The sequence below is a fragment of the Undibacterium sp. WLHG33 genome, assembly GCF_049544815.1.
Classification (GTDB): Bacteria; Pseudomonadota; Gammaproteobacteria; order Burkholderiales; family Burkholderiaceae_D; genus Undibacterium.
Genome location: NZ_CP186697.1, coordinates 3,357,438 through 3,380,546 on the forward strand (window position 1 = coordinate 3,357,438; position 23,109 = coordinate 3,380,546).

The following is a 23,109-nucleotide window of genomic DNA, read 5'->3' on the forward strand; positions in this document are numbered from 1 at the left end:
ATCGTTGGTTGGATGGTGATTGGAGTGTATGCGAGATAGCGAAACAGCTACATGAAGACCTTCAGCAGGAAATCAAGCGCGGGCAATGAGCAAGCTGGTATGGAAATGTAACAGGCTGCTGCGGTTTCTGCCGGCGAATATGGGATGAGCTTGTGGCTGGTGAGGTTCGCGCGTTTGTTTTGTCTCGCTGTCAACAATATTGCCGTGGCAGCCGTTGTAGCAGCTCTTCCTGACTTCTCTCTTTTTTATCATGCGCCTTTCTGACTATGGAGTACGTACATTACTGAGTTGCTGCGCCATGACAGTTGTGCTGTTGTTGAGCGCATGTCAGAGCACCATCAATCGCATGAATGACTGTCGCAGTGGTGACTGGCAACTCATAGGTAACAAAGACGGCAAGGATGGTCTGGACAGAAATTTCGAAGAACGCCGTCGTTTTTGCGTCTCGGTGGATGCCGATAAAATCCGCGCCGAATCTGCGGGGTTATATGAAACTGGCTGGGTGACCGGTAACCAGCAATTCTGGTATCAACTCGGACGGGACGATGGGCGCAAAGCTTTTCCGGTAACGCAATATCTGGTGCAAAGCACTTCTGCACGTATCCGCGATCTGCACACGCCCCTGAATCAGCCTTCTTACGAACAGGGATGGCAGCAGGGCATTCATGAATACTGGTTTAATACCGGCATGAACGATGGTAAGGCCGGGCGCAATGCCAGCGAAGAAAAAGTGCATGCGACGAATCCTGGCAGCGCGGGTTTTCGTGCCGATGCTTATCGTCAGGGCTGGAGCGAAGGTAATTACAGCTATTGGGAAAACCTCGGATATCAGGATGCCCACGTCGGCATACCCGATACGACGTTGACAAGCCATGCTGCTGCGGCGAAAAGTCGTGAGCTGCTTGTGCGTGAGGATGCGTATCACAACGGCTGGAACCGTGAGATCGTGGAATACTGGAAGCAATTGGGCTGGAATGATGCCGTCAGCGGGCGCGATATTCAGCTGCGCCGCGACGATGCCAGACGCCGTGGTCTGAAAATCATGGAAGCAGAATATCAGCAGCAGTGGCAGCGCCGGCTGATGCAATACTGGGAAGAGGCGGGAACCGCAGATGGTTACGGTCAGCCTTTCCAGCTTGAACAGCGGATGAACAATACGCGCAACGATCAGGTGTTCGTCATACCGCAGACGCGTGACATCTACACGCAAGCGTGGAACCGCCAGAATGCCGCTTACTGTACGGTCGATAATGCGTTTAACTGGGCGCGCCAGAATCAGCGTATGGCAATTGAAGTCTGCCCTGTGTCTTTGCAGTTCCGTCTGCAACAGGCGCAGATGAGCGGGCGCGATTATGAAGATATCAGCCACCGTTCACGGTCTTTGCATCGCGAGATCGGTGAGCAACAGGATAAATATCGCGATACCGAGCAAAGGCTGAATCGTCTTGAGGCAGAAATACGTCGTAATCAGGATGATAAAAATCGTCCGAATAATCAGGATAACGCGAATGCTGACCGGAAAAATGAACGTGACCGCAACGAGCTGCGCGACCAGTTGCAATCGTTGCGCCGCCGTATCGACGATATACGCAGCCGTGAATTTCGTTATGAACAGCAATTACAGCAAATAAAACGCGATCTGCGGTTGTGAGCGGGCTGACACCGTATTGTGCAACTGCCGGATTGCTATGTAATGGCTACTTCGCGCTAATTTCGGGTGAATTTTCATATACTCCCCCCGATATTTCATATATCTGCCCTGATGTCCTTATAAACAAAGGGCCTCAGAATATACTGGAGGGGAGTATATTTTTGCCCCAAAAAGGCCTTTGCAAGCATTTCCTGCATCACCTGTCTGAGATAAGACGTTTGTCGCATTTCGCTGAAATAATTGGCTTCTGCTGGCGGCAAAGCTATCCAAGCCGAACTAAGCCTTATATAATCGTGCGACTTGATCGGGAGAGCGCCGTGACATTGATCTGATTGATCGCATGCACAGCCGCCGAAGGGGCTACAACCCAAAAACTCTCAGGCAAAAGGACCGGTCAGCGGGGCATGCAGATGCCTCACACTCTGGAGAGCGGTAGCGGCAGATATGTTTATTTTTATAAATATTCGCCGTACTACCCACCGAAGGTGCGCACGGGACTGCAAATGATTTTGCACTCGTAATCTCTCAGGTATCAGGACAGAGGGGTATGCGATTTTTCGCATGCGGCGAGCTATGTTCGTCAGCGTGCGTTTGTTCGTCCCTTCTAATCTGGTAACGAGGCATTCATGACGCAAGCAGCGACATCACTCAAAGTAACACCTCTCAATGCAGCCCATCGTGCGGCTGGCGCAAAAATGGTTGATTTCGGCGGCTGGGATATGCCCGTCAACTATGGTTCCCAAATCGAAGAACATCATGCGGTACGTACTGATTGCGGTATGTTCGATGTGTCGCACATGTGCGTGGTCGATCTGCGCGGCGACAACGTCCGTGCTTTCCTGCGCGGTCTGGTCGCCAACAACGTCGATAAATTACAAGTGCCGGGCAAAGCGCTGTATTCCTGCATGCTGAAACCAGAAGGCACTGTGATCGACGATCTGATTGTTTACTTCTTCAATGAAAACTGGTTCCGCCTCGTCGTCAACGCTGGCACAGCAGAAAAAGATGTCGCCTGGATGAATGCCCGCAACGCTGCAACGAACAGCGGCATCACGATCACTCAGCGTCGCGACGGCGCGAATGCGTTTGCACTGGTCGCAGTACAAGGACCGAATGCGCGCGCCAAAGCATGGGAAGTGCTGCCGGAAACGAAAGCCACCAGCGCCGACATCAAACCATTCAATGCAGTCATCGTTGAAGGCACTGCATACGGTGAAGTGATGGTGGCGCGCACTGGTTATACCGGCGAAGACGGTTTCGAAATTGCAGTGGCGGCAGACCGTGTCAATGATTTGTGGAATGCACTGGCTGCAGTCGGCGTCAAACCTGCCGGTCTGGGCGCGCGCGATACTTTGCGTCTGGAAGCCGGGATGAATCTCTACGGTCAGGATATGGATGAGTCCGTCAATCCGCTTGATGCCGGTCTGGCATGGACGATCGATCTGGTCACTGAACGTGATTTCACCGGTAAGCAAGCCTTGCTGGAACAAGGTCAGAAAGCGCAGTTCCTCGGTCTGATTCTGCGCGAAAAAGGCGGCATCCTGCGTGCACATCAACAAGTTGTGACAGCGCAAGGCAACGGTGAAATCACCAGCGGTACTTTCAGCCCGACGATGCAACAAGCGATTGCGCTGGCGCGTCTGCCTATGGGTGTTGCCATCGGCGACACTGTGCATGTGGTGATCCGCGATAAGCAACTCGCGGCAACGGTGGTGAAATTACCGTTTGTACGCAACGGTAAAATTCTCGCTGTCTGATTTTTATTACGCAGCAAGCGGCTGCCGGCAATCTGGCAGCCGAAAAATGTCGCCGCAAAATTTAAGCATTATTTTTAGCATTTTCCTTTTTGAAGAATTAACACTCCGGAGTCCACCATGAATGTACCAGCAGATTTGAAATACACATCCTCCCACGAATGGGTACGCGTTGAAGCCGATGGCACGCTGACAGTCGGCATCACCGACTTCGCACAAGATGCACTGGGCGATATCGTGTACGTGGAATTGCCAAAAGTTGGCTCAACGCAGACCGCTGGAAAAGAATGTGCGGTGGTTGAATCCGTCAAAGCAGCTGGCGATATTTATTCACCAGTCAGCGGTGAAGTGGTTGGTGTGAATGAAGCATTGGCTGATGCGCCAGAATCAGTGAATACCGATGCGTTCGGTGCATGGCTGTTCAAGCTGAAACCAGCGAATGCAGCGGACGTTGACGCTTTGCTGAGCGCTGAAGCTTACGCTAAGAATATCGGCTGATCCTGACGCAACTATTTTTCCGACCGGCGCAGGCAACGATGTCAGCGCCGGCGGATTTCCCCCAGAACACTTCCTGCCGTTCATCTACCATGACCCGTCCTTCTTTGTCTCAACTGGAAGCCACTGACGCTTTCATTTCCCGCCATATTGCTCCGTCTGACGCTGAACAAGCGAAGATGCTGGCAGTGCTTGGCTATGCTGACCGTACCGCGCTGATTGATGCGATTGTGCCTGCGAACATTCGTCGTCACGATGTCTTGCCGCTGGCTGACTTCACTGAACCGAAAACGGAGCAGGCTGCGCTGGCGCAATTGAAAGCGCTTGCAGGTAAAAATAAAGTGCTCAAGTCTTTCATTGGACAAGGCTATTACAACACGCATACGCCGGGCGTAATTCTGCGGAACATCTTTGAAAATCCAGCCTGGTATACGGCCTATACGCCATATCAGCCTGAAATTTCTCAGGGGCGTTTGGAAGCGATGCTGAATTTCCAGACCATGATCACCGATCTGACTGGCATGGATATCGCCAATGCTTCCATGCTCGATGAAGGCACTGCTGCGGCAGAAGCGATGACGCTGATTCAACGTGTCGGCAAATCCAATTCCAATGTGTTTTATGTAGCCGCCGACGTGTTGCCGCAAACCCTGGAAATTATTCACACACGGGCAAAGCCCTTGGGCATTGAAGTGCGTATTTGCAATGGCACAGATGCGCTGGAAAACGAGTGTTTCGGTGTTCTGCTGCAATACCCTGGTGTGAATGGCGATGTGCGTGATTATCGTGAATACGCCGCCGCGATTCATGCAAAAGGCGGCATGGTGATTGCTGCCGCTGATCTGCTGGCGCTGACCTTGATCACGCCACCGGGCGAGTGGGGTGCTGATGTGGTTGTCGGTAACAGCCAGCGTTTTGGTGTGCCGCTGGGTTTTGGTGGCCCGCACGCAGGTTATATGTCGACACGCGATGCGTTCAAACGCAGCATGCCGGGTCGTCTGGTTGGTGTGACTGTCGATGCGCAAGGTCAGCAAGCGTATCGTCTGGCATTGCAAACCCGCGAACAGCATATCCGCCGCGAAAAAGCGACATCGAATATCTGTACAGCGCAGGTCTTGCTGGCGGTGATGGCGTCGATGTATGCCGTCTATCACGGCCCGGACGGTCTGCGCCGTATCGCCCAGCGCGTACAGCGTTACACGGCAATGCTGGCGGCAGGCGTGCAGCAACTTGGTTTGAGTCTGGCGAACAGCACCTATTTCGATACGCTGACCATCAATGTGAGTGATGCCGCTGCAGTGCATGCAGCAGCAACGGCGGCTGGTATGAATTTGCGTCAGATCAGCAAAAACCAAGTCGGCGTCTCGCTTGACGAAACCGTGGTGCGTGAAGATGTCGTCAGCTTACTGACGGTATTTGCGCAGGGTAAAAATGTGCCTGATTTCGCTGCGCTTGAAGCCGCAGCGACAGAAGCCGTACCATCAACACTGGTACGCAGCAGTGCGTTCCTCACGCATCCTACTTTCAGTCGCTATCATGCAGAGCATGAAATGCTGCGTTATCTGCGTAGTCTGGCTGATAAAGATCTGGCGCTGGATCGCAGCATGATTCCGCTGGGCTCCTGCACGATGAAACTCAACGCGACATCTGAAATGATCCCGGTGACCTGGCCTGAGTTTTCCAATATCCATCCGTTTGCACCGGATGATCAGACCGTCGGTTATCGCGAAATGATTAACCAGCTCGAGGCGATGTTGTGTGCAGCAACGGGTTACGCGGCTGTCTCCTTGCAACCGAATGCTGGTTCGCAAGGGGAGTACGCAGGTTTGCTGGTCATTAAGAAATATCACGAGTCACGTGGCGATCATCACCGCAATATCTGCCTGATTCCTTCGTCGGCACATGGCACAAATCCGGCGTCCGCTGCAATGGCGGGGATGGGAGTCGTGGTCGTGGCCTGTGATGACCGCGGTAATGTCGATCTGGCAGATTTGCAGGCGAAAGCTGAAAAACACAGTGCCAATCTGGCTGCGGTGATGGTGACGTATCCATCCACTCACGGTGTCTTTGAAGAGGGTATCCAGCAATTATGCGAGATCGTTCATCAGCATGGCGGTCAGGTATATGTTGACGGTGCGAACATGAATGCGCTGGTTGGCGTGGCGGCACCGGGTAAATTCGGTGGTGACGTCAGCCATTTGAATCTGCATAAAACATTCTGTATTCCGCATGGTGGTGGTGGACCTGGTGTTGGTCCGGTTGCAGTCGGTGCGCATCTGGCGCAATTCCTTCCGAATCAGACATCGACCGGCTATGTTCGTGGCGAACAGGGTATATCTGCTGTTAGTGCCGCTGCGTTTGGCTCTGCATCGATTTTGCCGATCTCATGGATGTATATCGCCATGATGGGTGCCGAGGGTCTGAAGGCGGCTACGGAAACAGCAATCCTAGCAGCAAATTACATCGCCAAGCGCCTGGCACCGCATTACCCTGTGCTGTATGCAGGTCATGATGGTCTGGTAGCACATGAATGTATTCTTGATCTGCGCCCACTGACTGATGCAACAGGCATTTCGAATGAAGACGTGGCAAAGCGTCTGATCGACTTTGGTTTCCATGCACCGACCATGAGCTTCCCGGTTCCTGGCACGCTGATGATAGAACCGACAGAAAGTGAATCACTGGCGGAACTGGATCGCTTCATCGACGCCATGATCACTATCCGTGAAGAAATCGCCAAAGTGGCCAGTGGCGAGTTTGATGCGAAAGATAATCCGCTGAAACACGCGCCGCATACCATCCAGACCTTGTTGTCTGCGGAATGGAATCATGCGTACAGCCGTGAAGTGGCGGCTTATCCGGTGGCCAGCCTGCGTCATCAGAAATACTGGGCGCCGGTCGGTCGCGCTGATAATGTGTATGGCGACCGTAATCTGTTCTGCTCTTGCGTACCGCTGTCGGATTATCAGTAATCTCTATTGAGTTCGTAAGTAAAAAAAGGCTGGTGTTTGCACCAGCCTTTTTTACATTTATATTCTGCACCACCAAAAGCACATTCCTTGCATCACATCTCCGATAATCTGGCGGTGTATTTTGATCCCGCGCTGTTATGATGGTGTCTGTTCACCCATATTTATCCGACATTTCACATGAATGCTTTGATTCATGCCAGCTTTGGCATCTCTGATTTCTGGACTTTTCTGTTAGGGACGATTTTTATTGTTTTGCTGCCTGGACCCAATTCACTTTATGTGCTGAGCGTTGCAGCGCAGCGTGGCGTGGGCGCAGGTTATCGTGGTGCTTGCGGAATATTTGTCGGTGATCTGGTGCTGATGGTGCTGTCTGCCGGAGGGATGGCGGCGCTGCTGAAAAGTAATGCCGGTTTGTTTTATGCAGTGAAATATGCCGGTGCTGCGTATCTTGGCTGGATAGGTATTCAGATGTTGCTGCATTGCCTGAACATGCTGAAAGCGAGACAAGTGGTGGTTGCTGCGAAGGTGCTGCCGGTTCAGGCCGGCGATCCGTTTGCAAAAGCCTTAATCATAAGTCTGATGAATCCTAAGGCGATTCTGTTTTTTATCTCTTTCTTCATTCAGTTTGTAGACCCTGAATTCCACGCGCCGCTGCTGTCGTATTGCGTGCTGGGACTGATTTGTCAACTGACCAGTTTCACTTATCTGACACTGATTATTTTCGCCGGAGCCAGACTGGCAGAGTCTTTCCGCCAGCGCCGGCGGCTTGCTGCGGTCATGTCGGGCGGTGTCGGCGCAATGTTTATCGGTTTTGGTGTCAAACTGGCGAGTGCTACGTTGTAAATAAAGCACTTCAGCGCTTCGGTTGAGATAAAGCAAACATTGTTATCGTCATCGGTTCACAGCGTGCTGCAAAATGATGACTGTACTTTTTTTTGACTGGCACTGGTGTACCTGATATCACCAGCATTTTTACTTAGTCTGAGAACTTATGTCTGCGGTTGAACCCACGATCGATAATATGGCAAATCCTGCGTTGCGGTATCTGATGGCAACGCGGCCTGCATTTCTGAGTGTTACCCTGGTTGCGGCCTTAATCGGTCTTGCCAGTGCTTGTGCCGATGGCGTACGGTTGCATCCGTTGACGGCAGTGATCACCTTGCTGTTTGCGCTGGTCGCGCATGCCGGTATTAATGTGCTCAATGATTACTATGACGCGCTGAACGGTACCGACGATGTGAACCGCGAACGCATTTTTCCTTTTACGGGAGGCAGTCGCTTCATTCAGAACGGCGTTTTAACACTCCGTGAAACCGCCATCTTCGGCAGCATACTCATGTTGCTGGTGATGGTGGCTGGTGTATGGCTGACCATGATGTCGGATGCCAGCCTGCTATGGATAGGGGCTGCAGGCTTATTCATCGGCTGGGCATACTCTGCTCCGCCGTGTAAACTGAATAGCCGCGGATTGGGTGAATTCGCAGTCTGGTCAGGGTTTGCCCTGATCGCGCTGGGAGCGGATGTTGTCCAGCGCGGCGCTGTTTCAGCTACACCGCTGATTGCGGTAAGCAGTTACGCTTTACTGGTGACCAATCTGCTGTTCATCAATCAGTTTCCCGACCTGAAAGCGGATGGTGTGGCCGGTAAGCGTCACTGGGTCGTACGCCTGGGACACCATCGGGCACGCTGGTTATATGCGATTATCGCTGCGGCTGCATATGGCTGGCTCACAGCGGCGGTATGGAGTGGTGCTTTACCGTGGCTGGCGCTGTCAGCTTTAGCTCCGGCAGTTTTTTCGATTCAGGCAAGTACAACCCTGGTGCGGAGTTCCGGTACTCCATCCTTGCTAACGCCCGCTATACAACAGACGATTGCTGCGGCAGTGTTACACGGCTTACTATTATCCACCGCTATCATTGTTGCTTCCATATTCTGAAGAGCAACAATGACAGGCGGGAGCGCTGACATCATTTTTACTTTTCAGATGAGCGCGGACTGATCTGAAAGTCTTGCTGACGATAGCCCAGTGACTCCGCTTTTGCCCATATACGCTGCAGCGTTTCCTGATTCAGTACCGGTGTGCGGGAGAGTATCCAGCCGTATTTTCTCGATGGCTCGCCAACCAGTACCCATTGATAGTCGCGGTCCAGATCGAGTATCCAGTAGTCGCCATAAAACGGGCGGAAAAAGCTGACGCGTAATTTCGCATTGTTACTGCCTGCAACCGGTTCGGCGACGCCAATCGCTTCCTCCATGCGTTGGTCGGCTTTACGACAACGGTTAATCACCCGAATGCTGTCGCCTTGCGCAACATATTCCGCACTGGTGTCACTGACGCACATGGACTGAAAGCGATTTGGAATCAGAGCAATCTGATACCACTTACCCTCATAGCGTTGCAGATTGACTTCACTGACAACAGGCATGGGGGGATATGACGTACTGGTACATGCCATCAGCTCTATTGCCGATACGCTGATCAGCAGGAACTTCATCAAAGAACTTAAGGTTTTACACATGGAGTTAGTCTTGTGATCTGTGGAAGAAAATACCTTTCACCTGATTTGACTCTGGTTTGTGGCGACAGAATTTTACTATTGTTCCCGGATATGCGTGGCTACCGGTATGCACATGTATGTACAGTGAATGACGTACTCTGATCCTGAGTATTTTTATCTCGGTCTGCACTTTTTATGTGACAGGTAATTGGTCACGCGGCTTGCCGTATGTTGTTTAGAGACTTAACTCTAATTCGCGGGATATGTTTCCGCATCCATAGTGTTTTTATCAGCTTTACTGCTTTCCGCCGTCTTTTGTCCGCGATCAGAAGAGACTTTTTTGTTGCATTGCCAGTTGACATCATAGTCATTGATTTCGATACTGCGCTGCGATCTGGCTGTCTGTGTTCGCGGCTACCGACCGACGTATGCGCGTGCGTCGGATGGCTCGGTTGTTTTCGTTCCTGTTTTTCTGTATTCCATGGTTTTTCGTCCAGGCTGTACTCAACAAGGAGTTGAATGATGAAGTTAATGCGGATAATGATTACCCTGATGCTGTTATCGCTCGCCGCGATTTCCAGCATCGCCAGTGCGACTAATTACACCCTGTGGATTAATGGCCGCGGCGGCGGTGGTGTGGTCGGTGACTACAACAGCTTCACTTACTGGGGACCTTCGTCCACGGCAGCCGGCGTGAATAAAAAAGCGGTGAACTGGGATGGCTACAACAGCATTGCGTCTGAAAACGGCAAGATACGTGATGCGCTTGATTGTTTCTGCACCGGCAATAACTGGTGTTATGTCGCCACGCACAGCGCCGGTGACCTGATGCTGGGTTACACACTGGCCAATTACGGTGGCTCGACACGAACCAAGAAAAATGCGGTCGCCAATTCCTCTGGGCAGTGCGGTAACAGCGACGGTACGACGCAGGTAGGCTGGAATATCAAGTGGGTCAGAACGGCGTCGGGCGCAGGCGGTGGTTCGGAATTGTCTGATGTTGGCTCCTGGGCGTTGTCTGAACCGCTGGTGAAAGATCTGAAAACCACGACTGCCAGGGCCATGTACAACCACAATCAGACCCGTAATATCTGGTTCTATATGTACGCCGGTGCCAAAGGCACAGTGTATTCCGGGATATTGCCAGGTCAGGATGATGAAGCGGTGGCTTATCACAGCACTGGTGGCGTTGCCGGTTCCGCCGGGCAATCCTTATGCAATCCGAGTGACTGGCTCTGTAATGATCTGACGCTGGGGACTGCGGCGAACGAGGGCGGCTCGGTCAAATGGAGCTATCACTCCGTCAGCTTCAGGGATGATGCGGAAGCCTACAATCACTACGCCAACAGTAACTGGCAGGGCATTATTTCTGTCGTGCGTGCGGCGATGGTAAGTAATGCGACGTAAGCCTGCATCTTCACGCTCAAGGCACCAGCAGCAACCGCCATCAGTTGGTGGCGGTCAGGCTTCCGGTGCCGGTGGATTTCTGCGTTACAAGTTCATTGCCATCATCGTCCTGGTGTTGGCCGTGATCGTGGCAGCAGGCTGGAACTGGTTTCCCGAAACACCGGCCGCTCAGGTTGCTGCGACCGCTCCAAAGAGTGAGCGGTTTCTCGCTATGCCAGCGGTGGCCGGTGCGGCGCCAGTAACAGAAACCTTATCCAGAGAGGCGCAGCGCCAGTTGCTGGTGGCGCAGCTGGAGCAGGCGGATCAGACGCTGTGCAATTATGTTGAGTCAACCCGTTACCCGCATCATTCCCGCCCGATGAGTGAGCATCCGGATCAGGTTTATCCGAATCAGCCGGTGGCGGAATCGCATCCTATGCGGAAAAAAGGCGGCGGAACGGACAAAGAAATTCAGATCCAGACGACACAGTCACGTGTTTATCTGGCGGCCGGAGAAAGCGTCATATTCACCATCAGGGCGACTGACCCGTCCGGCAAGCCTCTCATACTCAGTGTCGATAAAGCCATTGCGCGCGGGTTGGTGTATGCGGGCGCGCGTGAAACGTCTCCCGTGCCGGTACCGTTGTCAGATACCGGCCGCGAAGGCGATGCGATCGCCGGCGATGGCGTATATAGCGGCATGCTGGCACCAGCTCAGACCGGCTTTGCCGGTTTCAACGGCACGATACGCACTGAATTAAATTATGTGGTGAATGGGCAGACCGGCGTCGTTTTTTTCGATGTGATTTACTCACCTGAAACACCCGCCATCTGGACCGGTCATATCCGTGAATCGACCGAGGGCGGGTCACTCAGATTTATCCTGAAAGCCAACGTCAACACGCCGGGGCGTTACATCGTCAATGGCCGTGTCGATGATGCGAAAGGGAAACCATTTGCGCTGGTGACTTTTAACGACCTGCTGCCGCAGGGCAGCAATGATATTCCGCTGACGGTGGCAGGCAATCTGCTGCGCGATCAGCAACCGGCCATGCCGCTGACCCTGCGTGATGTCGATGCCTATCTGCTCAAGGAAAATACCGATCCTGACCGTGCGCTGATGCCGCGTCTGCAAGGAAGCGCCTATATCAGCAAAACTTATCCGCTGAAGACTTTTTCGGATGCCGAATGGAACAGCGAGGAACGCAGCCGTTACATCACCGAATTCAGCAAGGATGTGGCGCAGGCCAAATCTGCTTTGTTGAAATTTGATCCGGAGATGGAGCGTCAGGCCTTGCCACAAAGCGAGTGCAGCAGAAATAAAAAAGCGAAAAGCTGAGCCGGATCCGGATATGAACGCCGCCGCGGTGCTTCAACATCAGCGGATAATTGACGCCCCGGTTCAGCTCAGGTTACCTGCTTTATTTTTGCGTTTTCTCATCACGTTAATGGCGAAATGGATGTAATCTGATTAAGCATGATCGTGCTCATCCGACATGAGCAGTATGAGTGTCCCGTGTTAACTTCAGGAGAACTATGATGCGTTTGAAAGATAAAAACATTGTCATCACCGGCGGTGCCAGCGGTATCGGGCTTGCAACTGCAGAACGTTGTCTGCAAGAAGGGGCGAATGTTGTAATTGCTGATTTAGCGACTGCAGCCAACGAAAAGACTGCCCGCGATCTGGATGCGCGCTTTGCCGGAAAGTGTCTTTTTATGGCGGCAGATGTGACCTCGACTGTACAGGCCGACGAGCTGATTGCGCGCACGGTGTCTGCATTGGGCAGCGTCGATGGTGTGTTCAATAACGCTGGCATAGGCGGCATGAGCCCGGCCGATACTTACACCGATGAAGAGTTTCTGCGCGTGATCGATATCAACCTGATGGGGGTGTTCCGGATCGCCCGCGCTGCCTTGCGTCAGATGTATCAGCAGGGGAGTGGCAGCATCGTTAACTGTGCATCGATACTCGGTGTGTTCGGCCAGAGCATGACGGCGGCGTATTCTGCGGCGAAAGGTGGCGTAGTCAATCTGACCCGCACGCTGGCGCTGGAATCGGCGGCAAAAGGTGTGCGGGTCAATGCTGTTGCGCCGGGCTATATCGACACACCTTTGCTGTCGCTGCTGGACGAGAATATGCGCAAAGCTTTAATCAGTCTGCATCCTGTCGGTCGCCTCGGGCGCCCTGAGGAAGTGGCGAATGCGGTCGTGTTTTTGCTGAGTGACGAAGCCAGTTTTGTGACCGGCGCTAATTTGCTGGTCGATGGTGGTTTTACTGCCGGTAAATCCTGATTTTCTATACCGCTGTGATCAAGGCCGCTTAGCGGCCTTTTTTTTATCCACCCAAACGGCTTAAATATACTGGGGGGAGTATTTTATAAGCCCCTTTATTGACGCTGAGATTATCGCGAAATGAATGGATGCTCCCCATTTTTGATGAAAATCAGATCTCGCTGCAAACAGGTTGTGTGGCTGCTAGCGCATCAGCCAGCGCCGTATCGCAAAACTGAGTGCATCCACCAGAGCGACCAGGATCAGCATGGCGATAATGACGGTCGCCGCTGTCGGCATCTGAAACAGTGATAAGTGGTATTTCAGCATTTGCCCGAGTCCGCCTGCACCGACAACACCGAGAATAGCGGCGGCGCGGATATTGTTTTCCCAGCGGTACAAAGTGTACGACAGCATCTGCGGTAAACCTTGTGGCAAGGTCGCATACAGGAAAGCGCTGCTGGCGCTGACACCGTTTGTACGCAGAGTCGTTTCCGCATGTGGTGGCAGGTTTTCCAGTGTTTCAGCAAACAGGCGACCCAGCACACCAGTGGTATGCGCTGCCAGCGCGACGGTGCCTGCAAATGGCCCCAGCCCGGCGGCGATCAGCATGATAGATGCCCATACCAGTTCGGGAATTGCCCGCAGGATATTCAGCAGCAGTCGCATACTGCGCATGGCAACGACGCCGAAACGACCGCTGGCGGGCAAAGCCATCGCTAATCCCAGTAAGGCGGCAATCAGGGTGCCGAGGGCGGACATTGCCAGTGTCTCCAGCGCTGCAAAAAATACTTTTTGCAACAATCCGCTGCCGGTATCCGGTGGCGTGAAACCGCGCAGGAACTCTGCCGAGGTCCGGATCGCGTCTTCGCTGAGCAGCGCGCGCCAGTCGATTTGCAGACTGTAAAAACTGGCGGCCACCATTAGCAATAGCGTCAGCAACACCAGTGCCGTATTGCGACTGATAAGGGCTGGTGCTGGCGGTAATGCAAGCGGATCTGTCTGGTTGATAGGCGACGGTTTCATCATTCCAGACCTTTGCGGAAAAACTGACTGAGTGCATCCGCTGCTGCCACCAGCAAGACGAACACGATCAGCATCGTCGATACTTCGGCGCCTGCCAGCATTTTCATGGACTCGTCCATACGTTGACCTAATCCGCCCGCGCCGACGAAGCCCATCACCACCGAACCACGTATCGCACACTCCCAGCGATACACCGTATATGACACCAGCTCCGACGCTGCATTCGGCAGCGTGCCATAGAAAAATGCGGCCAGCCGTGAGCTGCCATTGTCGAGTAATACCCGGGTAGCCTGCGGTTCGCTGGCTTCGATAATCTCAGCATACACTTTGCCCAGCATACCGCAGTAGGTGAGGGCGATTGCCAGTACGCCTGCGGTAGGGCCAAGCCCGACGATGCGCACGAAAAGTAAAGCCCAGACCAGTTCCGGCACGCTGCGCAATAACACCAGCAGCCAGCGCACACTTTGTCGCAGCACATACGCGACGAAATGCATGCGGCCAGTGCCGAGGCGCGAAATCGATAACTGCTCATTCACCACCAGCGTCATCGGGATCGCGGCGACGATGGCGAGTGTGACGCCAGCGGTTGCCATCGCGATGGTTTGCCAGGTCGCTTCGAGCACGATCAGCAAAAATTCTTTGTCATGCGCCGGCGGGAAAAAATTGGCAAGGAAGCGTCCGGTTGCGCTGAGGCTTTGTGCATCCATCAGTGCCCAGGGCCGGAACTCGGTCAGCTGCAAGGCTGGCCACAGTAAGATCAGCGCCAGTAGTGTCAGCGTGACACGGCTGCGCCATGCTGGATCGCTTGGCATTTCTGCGGTAATCGCCTGCGTGGTGGAAAGTGAATCAGAAACGGTGTGCATGAGCTCAGAACAATTCAGAAACAACGAGCCTGGCCGGTTGCTGTTGCGCTGGAAAAAGCCACATCCGGCGCGTCTGCATTCGTGTTTGCAGACGGCATGTCAGAATCGCTAAGCGATTGCGCGTTTTTGTATAAATCCGCGATCATCTGGTCACTGACATGTTTGCTGTCGAACAGGATTTTGCCGTCACGTAAGCCGATAATCCGGCTGAAATGACTGCGGGCGAGTTCGACCTGATGCAGGCTGCAGATCAGAGTGGCATTGCGGTCACGCGCCTCCTGCTGCAGCGTCCCCAGCGTTTGCTGTGCCAGTGTCGGGTCAAGTGCTGACAGCGGTTCATCGACCACAAACAGCTGCGCGTCTGACAGCAGCAAACGGGCAAGGCCGCAACGCTGACGTTCACCACCGGACAATTTATCGACGCGCGCATACAGCTTGTGTTGCAGATGAAAGCGCGACAGCGCCCCAAACGCTGCGCGCGGATCAACAGGTCTGATCAGGTTACGCAGGGCGGTCAGCAGAGACCAGCGCGGCAGACATCCCGCCAGTACAGAAGTGACGACACGCTGACGCGCAGGCAGGGGCGGTGTTTGCGGGGCCAGAAATAACTGGCGGCGCAGCTGGTGACGCGCCGTGTGCGACAGTTGCCAGACTGACTGTCCCTGAAACATTAATTCACCCTGCGCCGGCTGATAAGCGCAGGCCAGCGTATGCAGCAAGGTGGTTTTGCCAGCGCCGGACGGGCCGATGATGGCAATCTGCTCGCCTTGCATGATCTGCAGATCGATATCCTGCAGCGCAAATGAAGGTTTGCCGCCAGACGTAGCAGCGGTTTGCGGATGCCTGACAGACAAACTCCGCAAGAGCACTTGCGGTTGCGGAGAACTATCCATTACTTCAACAATCCGGCATTGTGTGCCGCAGCTTCAATCGCTTTGTAGTTTTCCGCTTTGGTTGGAATAAAGCGGCTGGCGCGTTGCAGCTCCAGAATTTCTTTATCTTCTGCTTTGTTTGTGTCCAGAGACAGGAAGGCATCCGTGATTTTCTTGCGCAGATCAGCTGGCATATCGGCGCGGACTGTCCAGTTGTAATCGAAGTAGCCGGGTGTTGTGTAAAACACGCGTACCTGTTTGGTATCGACTTTGTTCTGCGCTACCAGTTTGTCCCAGACCGAGATATTTAATGCACCAGCATCAACCTTGCCGCCGGAAACCGCAGCGACAGTCGCATCATGCGCACCCGAAAACGCAATGCGCTTCAGATCGGTATCCGGATTGATTTTTGCCGCCAGCAAATAAGAGCGCGGCATCAGGTGGCCGGACGTCGACGATTCGGAACCGAAAGTGAAGGTCTTTCCTTTCAGGTCTTCCAGCTTGTGTATGTCTTTGTTGGTGGTGATGAAAACGGATTTGAATTTTTCATCCTCTTCACGTTGCACCAGCGGGATCACCTGATCTTTACTGCGTACTTTGGCTTGCACGAAAGTGAAGCCGCCAAACCAGACCATATCCAGTTTTTTATTGATCAGGCCTTCAACTGACGCCGCGTAATCGGTCACTGGAATGAATTCGATTTTCATGCCGGTTTTCTTTTCCAGATATGCGCCCAGAGGTTTGAATTTACGTTGCAATTCGGTTGGTGCTTCATCCGGAATCGCCGACACACGTAATACTTGCTGAACTTGCGACTGCGCCATGCTTAACCCGCTGAAACCGAGCAGACCCAGTAAACCGGCTGCGAGCAAAGCTGTACTGCGACGGCGCGAAGGGCGGGAAATATGTAAGGAATGAGTTGGCAACATGATTCTCTCTGTGTCGGTTGATTCGAGGATGGTAAGGATGACAGCCGTGCTGTCATTGCGCTTGCCGCTGGTTGTTTATTTAGTGCTCGTTTAGCTTTTTGATGACTTGATGATGCTTACTGCCGGACTGAAGAATCTTATGCCGCACTGTTTTTGCTCTGCGCTTGTTTCGTATTGTCAGCCGTTTGGGGTAACTGCGGCAGTTTCAGAAAAATTGCTTTGTTCCGGCCATTGTTTTTAGCGGCATACAGAGCCGCATCGGCTGTCTTCAGTAACAGCGCGGGATCGCTGCCATCTGCATTGCAATAGCAGCTGTAACCGATACTGATACTGACGTGCTCGCTGATCGGCGATTTCTCATGCCGGATCGCCAGATTGGCCACGGCGGCTCTGATTTTTTCGGCAAACTGTATGGCGCCTTCTTTGCTCATATCCGGCATGATGACGATAAATTCTTCACCGCCAAAGCGCGCAATCGCATCACTGGCTCTGACCAACTGGCTTTTGAGTCCGGTTGCGACCTGTACCAAGGCTTTATCACCTGCGACATGACCATAGTGATCGTTGTAATCTTTAAAGAAATCAATATCGATCATGAAGACGGCCAGTGATGTTTGCTGGCGAGCGGCATTGGCCAGGGCGATTTTATAATGTTCATCAAAGAAGCGGCGGTTGTAGATGCCGGTCAGGCTGTCTGTCGTCGCTTCTTTTTTCAGCATTTCAGAATGGGAGCGCAGAATTTTTTCGCGCTTGATGGATGCGCTGGAATCTGAAATCTGTACCATGCACCAGCGTTCCCCGTCGACATTCAGCGGCGTCAGGGTAATCGACTGATGCAGACGTTTTTTCTCTCCAACATCGTCGGCCTGCTCAAATAAGGCGAGCGGAAAACGGTGCAGGGCGTTTGATAACACGACCGGTAAGCCGTAATTCAGCGTATTGCCGAGTGCAGTCAAAAATGCCCGCGCCGGTGCTTCTGCGAACGCAGAGTTGATGTGCTGACCTTGCGCCTCGCCGGCGCTGACGCCGCTGTATTTTTCAACCCAACCATTCCACAGTACGACGTGTTGCTGCGCATTGACAACAATCAGACCTAAATTGATGGTCTTTAAGATTTCCGCTGTTGCGGACGGCGCCAGCGGTAAGGAAGCTGACATCAGATTTCTCCCAGATAACGTTCTATCTGAAAAATCAGACTTTCAAGCGATGTCGAACTCAGCAGAAAAATCAGGTGTCCCTCGGAACGGCGTTTTTCTATGGCAAGATCTATATGCAGTAACAACACGTAAGGCTGCGTCTGATCGTCGGCAACGCGCCGGAAGATTTCTTCGGTGGTGGCAACGGTGTAGTCAGGTAGTGAACAGTCGAGCGGGATGTTGAGCATATCCGCCATCGCCGACAGGCAGGCATTGAGGATGATGTTGCCGAGTTCACACATTGCTTCCTGTTCAAATTCGGCAAGGTCCTCCAGGCTGATTTGTGAGCCCATCATGTCGCGCACGATTTCGAGCGCATGTTCTTCGGTGAATAACAGCAAGGCTTCAGCCTGAAATGAGCCGCGGAAGGTCTGATGCACAGTACCAAAACGGTTGCTGTCAAGCGAGATCGCAGTTAAATCCAGCTCAGAAGATTTGCGTATTTCCACCGAGGGAACGGAAAGCCGAACTTCGTCACCAACGATTTCAGACAGGCTGGCAGCTGCTCTGCCGGCACCGACATTGAAGACTTCGCTTAATGCATCGAGATGAAGTTCGCTTAAAGAGTTCATTATGCGCCCGTGAAGTGATGGATAACGATGGCAATCGATTTTTCTGTGACTGGTTTGGCGACAAAAACAGCGCCGAGTGCATGCGCGCGTGTTTGCATGGTGTCCTGCACATTCGCAGAGAAAATAGCAATGCGCATGTGCGGGTGAGCTTGCAGTATCTGTTCAGCTGCATCGGTCCCCAGCATGCCCGGCATGTTGATGTCCATGGTGCAAAAGTCTGGTGCGTGTTGCTCTACCATCCTGATCGCCTCCTCTCCGGAGGCCGCTTCAATGAATTCCCAGTCAGGTTGAACTGCTTTCACGTGGGCACGGATCACCATGCGCGAGACTTTACTATCATCAACAATCAGTAATTTTTTCATATTTCAACATTGCAATTCGGTAGTGGGACAGTCATCGGGATTCGGGGACTCATTTTACCTTACGGCCTGATGATTTTCACCTTTGACTTTCAGCATGAATGATTTCACGCTTTACTCTGATTTTTTAATTTACGCCATAAGGTGGTTCTGCTGATACCTAAATACGCGGCGACAGCATCGCGCTGATGGCCGAACCGTTGCATGATTTCTTCCAGCGATTCGTCGCTGGCAACGGGAATATCTGGTAACTGGTTTTTCCCCGGGAGAACGATGCTCATTGTTTTAGCTGTTTCGTTCGTCGCGATTCCAGATGCTAGTTCCGGTAAAATTTTGCCGACAAACGCCGGACTCAGCGCCTGTAATGGTTCTGCAGCAAGGAACAGACCGAGCCGCTCCATCATGTTGCGCATCTCCCTGACATTACCTGGCCAGGGATAGGTTTCAAATAAACTGGTGCAACTGCTGATTTCTGCATGCAGATTCGGGTGGGGGCGGGCGCCCATCGCCGCCAGAGCATGTTTCAGGGACCATTCTGCCAGCGGCATAATGTCTGCTTGCCGTTCGCGCAGCGGTGGCAGTTGCAGGCGCAACACCGCAAGCCGGTAAAACAGATCTGAGCGGAATTTCCCTTCTCTGACTCTGGCTTCAAGATCGCAGTGGGTTGCGCTGATGATGCGTACATCGACCGCGACCGGACGCACCCCGCCGACCCTGACAATTTCGCGTTCTTCCAGAACGCGTAGCAGACGGGTTTGCAGGTTCAGCGGCATTTCGCCGATTTCATCCAGAAATAAGGTGCCGCGATTGGCGGCCTCAAATAAGCCTGCATGACCACCGCGCCGCGCGCCGGTGAATGCACCTTCGTCGTAACCGAATAATTCTGATTCCAGCAGCGATTCCGCAATCGCACCGCAATTGACGGCAACAAAAGGCTGCCTTGCGCGCGGGCTTTCGCTATGTATGGCTTGCGCAGCCAGCTCTTTACCGGTGCCGGTTTCGCCCTGCAGCAACACTGTGGCGGGAGAGCGCGCAAATAAGCTGATCGCGCGGCGGGTGCTTTCCATGACGGCCGACTCACCGCGCAGATCGCTTAAGCCGTGTTTGGTACGTAATGCGTCAGCGGCCGGATGATGCCTTCCCCGCTGTGACTCCAGTCGGGTCAGGCGGGCGATTTCGAGTGCGTCGTCAAAAGCCTGACGAATCGACGTGGCGGAGTACATAAAAATACCGGTCAGACCCGCTTCGACCGCCAGATCGGTAATCAGGCCGGCGCCGACGATTGCCTGTATGCCACTGGCCTTGAGTTCGCTGATCTGCGCCCGCGCGTCTTCTTCGGTCACATAGGTACGCTGTTCTATCTTGAAGCCGAAGGTATTTTTGAAATCGACCAGTTCGGGCATGGTTTCCTGATAGGTAATCAGAGCGATTTCGCTCGATACCTTGCGCGCCCGTGCCAAAGCCTGCATGACGTCAAAACCGCTGGCCTTGGCGGTGACGACAGGAATCGGCAGACGATTTTTCAGGTACGCGGCATTGGAGCCGGCGGCGACGACGGCATCGCAACGTTCGGTTTGCAGACGTTCGCGGATATGCTGTACCGCTTCCTCAAAACCCATATTCAGTGGAACGATATCGGCATTCGCGTCGTATTCCACCATGATGTCGCGGAACATGTCGAACAAGCGGGAAATCGACACTGTCCAGATAACGGGTTTGTCCTGCGTTTCACGCAGCGGTAATGGCGGTTGTTTCATATTTGTTTCAATTCTGAAAAACGTGTTTCATTTTTCGTTTAATGAAACATCATTATGAAACATCTTATCTGAAATACGCAATTGATTATTCTTAAATTGTGCTGCTTAAGTCCTTGATTTTTAACATTCCCAGTCTAAGCTGTTGCGATGCTGGTTCGCGCTGGCATGTTGATTGCAATAGACGCTCGCAACTTCATTAACCTGAAAGACATCAACGATATGAGCAACTACTCCGCAGGTGCCGCCTTCCGTAAGGCGATGCAAGAAGAATCCCCGTTACAAGTGGTTGGCGCGATCAACGCGAACCATGCTTTGCTGGCCAAACGCGCTGGTTTCAAGGCTATTTATCTGTCCGGTGGCGGTGTCGCTGCCGGTTCTCTCGGTTTGCCTGATCTGGGTATTTCCAATCTGGATGACGTGCTGACCGATGTGCGCCGTATTACCGATGTGTGCGACCTGCCTTTGCTGGTCGATGTGGATACCGGTTTCGGTTCATCTGCGTTCAACGTGGCACGCACAGTCAAATCGATGATCAAATTCGGCGCTGCGGCGATGCATATCGAAGATCAGGTCGGCGCTAAGCGTTGCGGCCATCGTCCGAACAAAGAAATCGTCACCAAGCAGGAAATGGTTGATCGCATCAAAGCCGCAGTCGATGCGCGTACTGATGAAAATTTTGTGATCATGGCGCGTACCGATGCGCTCGCCGTCGAAGGTCTGGAAGCCGCGATTGATCGCGCGCAGGCTTGCGTGGAAGCGGGTGCCGACATGATTTTCCCGGAAGCGATTACCGAACTGGCGATGTACAAACAATTCGCTAACGCGGTCAAAGTACCTATCCTGGCCAACATTACCGAGTTCGGTGCGACACCGTTGTACACCGTCGAAGAATTAGCCGCAGTCGATGTCGGTCTCGTGTTGTATCCATTGTCCGCATTCCGCGCAATGAACAAAGCGGCTGAGAATGTGTACACCGCGATTCGCCGCGACGGTTCGCAAAAGAACGTGGTCGATACCATGCAAACCCGGATGGAATTGTACGAGCGCATCAATTATCACGATTTCGAGCAAAAACTGGATGCCTTGTTTGCGCAGCAAAAGAACAAATAATTCCTTATTTGCTACCGGATTCCATTCATTTTAAAACCGTATAAAAACACATACTCCCCCTGTTTTTTTAAATAATCGCCTTATTCTCAGCAGATTCATTGGGCGTTAAAAAATACTGGGGGGAGTATCTAATTATCTCAGGAGAGCACCATGACCGAAGCAGTTCCTTTCAAACCAAAGAAATCCGTTGCCTTGTCCGGCGTGACTGCGGGTAATACCGCTTTGTGTACCGTGGGTAAAACCGGTAATGACCTGCATTACCGTGGTTACGATATTCTCGACGTGGCCGATGCCTGCGAATTTGAAGAAATCGCCCATTTGCTGGTACATGGCAAGTTGCCGACCGTCGCCGAATTGCATGCCTACAAAGCAAAATTGAAAGCATTGCGCGGCTTGCCTGCGAATGTGAAAGCGGCGCTCGAATGGTTGCCTGCATCCTCGCATCCTATGGATGTGATGCGTACCGGTGTTTCTGCACTGGGTTGCGTTTTGCCGGAAAAAGATGACCACAACACACCGGGCGCGCGCGATATCGCTGATCGTCTGATGGCGTCGCTGGGTTCCATGCTGCTATACTGGTACCACTACAGCCATAACGGTAAACGCATAGAAACTGAAACTGACGACGAATCGATCGGTGGCCATTTCCTGCATCTGCTGCATGGTCAGAAGCCAAGCAAGCTTTGGGAAAAAGCGATGCATACTTCACTGATTCTGTATGCAGAGCATGAATTCAATGCATCAACATTTACCGGTCGTGTCATCGCCGGTACCGGTTCCGATATGTATTCTGCGATTACCGGTGCGATCGGCGCACTGCGCGGTCCTAAACACGGCGGCGCGAATGAAGTCGCGTTTGAAATTCAGAAACGTTACGACAATCCGGATGAAGCAGAAGCCGACATCAAAAAACGTGTTGAAAATAAAGAAGTTGTGATCGGTTTCGGTCACCCTGTCTATACGATCTCTGATCCACGCAACAAAGTGATCAAAGAAGTTGCGCGCAACCTGTCGAAAGATGCGGGCTCTATGAAGATGTACGACATCGCTGAACGTCTGGAAACAGTGATGTGGGACATCAAAAAAATGTTCCCGAATCTAGACTGGTTCTCTGCTGTGTCGTATCACATGATGGGTGTGCCAACAGCGATGTTCACACCATTGTTTGTGATCGCCCGCACATCCGGCTGGGCGGCACACATCATCGAACAGCGTATCGATAACAAGATCATTCGTCCTAGCGCAAATTATGTCGGTCCTGAGGACTTGAAATTTGTGCCGATCAAGAGCCGCAAATAATCTGTCATTTGTCTGAGTCGCTGACGCTGCTTACTCATGTGTAAGCAGCGTCAGCGCAGAAAAGAGGGCAAAGACGCAGCAAGAGATTGCCACGCGTTT

The 23,109-nt window shown here is 52.7% G+C and carries 20 protein-coding genes and 2 riboswitches; of the genes, 11 read left to right on the top strand and 9 right to left on the bottom strand.

The genetic code is table 11. The features are described from left to right. Positions 1-298 precede the first annotated feature (298 nt). From ACOTSW_RS15175 to ACOTSW_RS15200, 6 genes are all read left to right on the top strand, one after another. Positions 299-1,651 carry a DUF2799 domain-containing protein gene (locus ACOTSW_RS15175; protein WP_423679916.1) on the top strand — a complete coding sequence of 451 codons (1,353 nt, stop codon included), beginning with the start codon at positions 299-301 and terminating at the stop codon, positions 1,649-1,651. A 295-nt stretch (positions 1,652-1,946) separates the two neighbouring features. Then, a riboswitch (glycine riboswitch) is annotated at positions 1,947-2,054 on the top strand. Positions 2,055-2,063: 9 nt separating this feature from the next. Continuing rightward, positions 2,064-2,202, top strand: a riboswitch (glycine riboswitch). A gap of 75 nt (positions 2,203-2,277) precedes the next feature. Continuing rightward, positions 2,278-3,408 carry a glycine cleavage system aminomethyltransferase GcvT gene (gene gcvT / locus ACOTSW_RS15180; protein WP_423679917.1) on the top strand — a complete coding sequence of 377 codons (1,131 nt, stop codon included), beginning with the start codon at positions 2,278-2,280 and terminating at the stop codon, positions 3,406-3,408. A gap of 117 nt (positions 3,409-3,525) precedes the next feature. Next, positions 3,526-3,903, top strand: coding sequence for a glycine cleavage system protein GcvH (gene gcvH / locus ACOTSW_RS15185; RefSeq protein ID WP_186883752.1), 378 nt, complete (start codon positions 3,526-3,528; stop codon positions 3,901-3,903). An 89-nt stretch (positions 3,904-3,992) separates the two neighbouring features. Beyond that, positions 3,993-6,872, top strand: a complete 2,880-nt coding sequence (gene gcvP, locus ACOTSW_RS15190) for an aminomethyl-transferring glycine dehydrogenase (protein ID WP_423679919.1) — start codon at positions 3,993-3,995, stop codon at positions 6,870-6,872. Between the two features lie 177 nt (positions 6,873-7,049). Then, a complete protein-coding gene (gene leuE, locus ACOTSW_RS15195; protein ID WP_423679920.1) occupies positions 7,050-7,715 on the top strand; it encodes a leucine efflux protein LeuE in 666 nt (221 codons plus the stop codon). A 148-nt stretch (positions 7,716-7,863) separates the two neighbouring features. Then, positions 7,864-8,808 (top strand): prenyltransferase, encoded by a 945-nt coding sequence (locus tag ACOTSW_RS15200; RefSeq protein WP_423679922.1) that lies wholly within the window; start codon positions 7,864-7,866, stop codon positions 8,806-8,808. 37 nt (positions 8,809-8,845) lie between these two features. Here ACOTSW_RS15200 and ACOTSW_RS15205 read toward each other — a convergent pair whose 3' ends face one another. After that, a complete protein-coding gene (locus ACOTSW_RS15205) occupies positions 8,846-9,367 on the bottom strand; it encodes a lipocalin family protein (protein ID WP_423679923.1) in 522 nt (173 codons plus the stop codon). A gap of 522 nt (positions 9,368-9,889) precedes the next feature. On the opposite strand from ACOTSW_RS15205, the gene ACOTSW_RS15210 reads away from it, so the two are divergent. The 3 genes from ACOTSW_RS15210 (at position 9,890) to ACOTSW_RS15220 (ending at position 13,048) form a co-directional block, all read left to right on the top strand. Next, positions 9,890-10,777: a hypothetical protein gene (locus ACOTSW_RS15210; RefSeq protein ID WP_423679924.1), complete on the top strand. Its 888-nt coding sequence runs from the start codon at positions 9,890-9,892 to the stop codon at positions 10,775-10,777. Further along, complete coding sequence (locus ACOTSW_RS15215) at positions 10,767-12,095, top strand: choice-of-anchor X domain-containing protein (protein WP_423679925.1); 1,329 nt, start codon at positions 10,767-10,769, stop codon at positions 12,093-12,095. Before ACOTSW_RS15210 ends, ACOTSW_RS15215 begins: the two co-directional genes overlap by 11 nt. 200 nt (positions 12,096-12,295) lie before the next feature. Beyond that, entirely contained in the window at positions 12,296-13,048 is a 753-nt protein-coding gene (locus ACOTSW_RS15220) for an SDR family NAD(P)-dependent oxidoreductase (protein WP_423679927.1), read from the top strand. Between the two features lie 183 nt (positions 13,049-13,231). On the opposite strand, the gene phnE is transcribed toward ACOTSW_RS15220, so the two are convergent. The 8 genes from phnE to prpR all read right to left on the bottom strand — a co-directional run bounded on the left by phnE (position 13,232) and on the right by prpR (position 20,601). Further along, a complete protein-coding gene (phnE, locus tag ACOTSW_RS15225; protein ID WP_423679928.1) occupies positions 13,232-14,053 on the bottom strand; it encodes a phosphonate ABC transporter, permease protein PhnE in 822 nt (273 codons plus the stop codon). Further along, positions 14,053-14,916, bottom strand: a complete 864-nt coding sequence (locus tag ACOTSW_RS15230) for a PhnE/PtxC family ABC transporter permease (protein ID WP_423679930.1) — start codon at positions 14,914-14,916, stop codon at positions 14,053-14,055. Before ACOTSW_RS15230 ends, phnE begins: the two co-directional genes overlap by 1 nt. A 14-nt stretch (positions 14,917-14,930) precedes the next feature. Further along, positions 14,931-15,809, bottom strand: coding sequence for a phosphonate ABC transporter ATP-binding protein (locus ACOTSW_RS15235; protein WP_423679932.1), 879 nt, complete (start codon positions 15,807-15,809; stop codon positions 14,931-14,933). After that, positions 15,809-16,717, bottom strand: coding sequence for a putative selenate ABC transporter substrate-binding protein (locus ACOTSW_RS15240; RefSeq protein WP_423679934.1), 909 nt, complete (start codon positions 16,715-16,717; stop codon positions 15,809-15,811). Before ACOTSW_RS15240 ends, ACOTSW_RS15235 begins: the two co-directional genes overlap by 1 nt. Before the next feature lie 137 nt (positions 16,718-16,854). After that, a complete protein-coding gene (locus ACOTSW_RS15245; RefSeq protein ID WP_423679935.1) occupies positions 16,855-17,874 on the bottom strand; it encodes a diguanylate cyclase in 1,020 nt (339 codons plus the stop codon). Further along, the gene (locus tag ACOTSW_RS15250) at positions 17,874-18,485 is read right to left on the bottom strand and encodes a chemotaxis protein CheC (protein WP_423679936.1); all 612 of its coding nucleotides are present in this window, start codon (positions 18,483-18,485) and stop codon (positions 17,874-17,876) included. The genes ACOTSW_RS15245 and ACOTSW_RS15250 overlap by 1 nt, the downstream gene beginning before the upstream one ends. Next, on the bottom strand, positions 18,485-18,847 hold the full coding sequence (locus ACOTSW_RS15255; protein WP_423679937.1) for a response regulator transcription factor: 363 nt from the start codon (positions 18,845-18,847) through the stop codon (positions 18,485-18,487). Before ACOTSW_RS15255 ends, ACOTSW_RS15250 begins: the two co-directional genes overlap by 1 nt. 104 nt (positions 18,848-18,951) lie before the next feature. After that, positions 18,952-20,601, bottom strand: a complete 1,650-nt coding sequence (gene prpR, locus ACOTSW_RS15260; protein ID WP_423679938.1) for a propionate catabolism operon regulatory protein PrpR — start codon at positions 20,599-20,601, stop codon at positions 18,952-18,954. A 219-nt stretch (positions 20,602-20,820) separates the two neighbouring features. Between prpR and prpB the strand changes: the two genes are divergently transcribed. Together prpB and prpC are read left to right on the top strand one after the other, a co-directional pair. Further along, positions 20,821-21,711 carry a methylisocitrate lyase gene (gene prpB, locus ACOTSW_RS15265; RefSeq protein WP_186883795.1) on the top strand — a complete coding sequence of 297 codons (891 nt, stop codon included), beginning with the start codon at positions 20,821-20,823 and terminating at the stop codon, positions 21,709-21,711. 150 nt (positions 21,712-21,861) lie between these two features. Continuing rightward, entirely contained in the window at positions 21,862-23,010 is a 1,149-nt protein-coding gene (gene prpC / locus ACOTSW_RS15270; protein WP_212678618.1) for a bifunctional 2-methylcitrate synthase/citrate synthase, read from the top strand. The last annotated feature ends 99 nt before the right edge of the window (positions 23,011-23,109 follow it).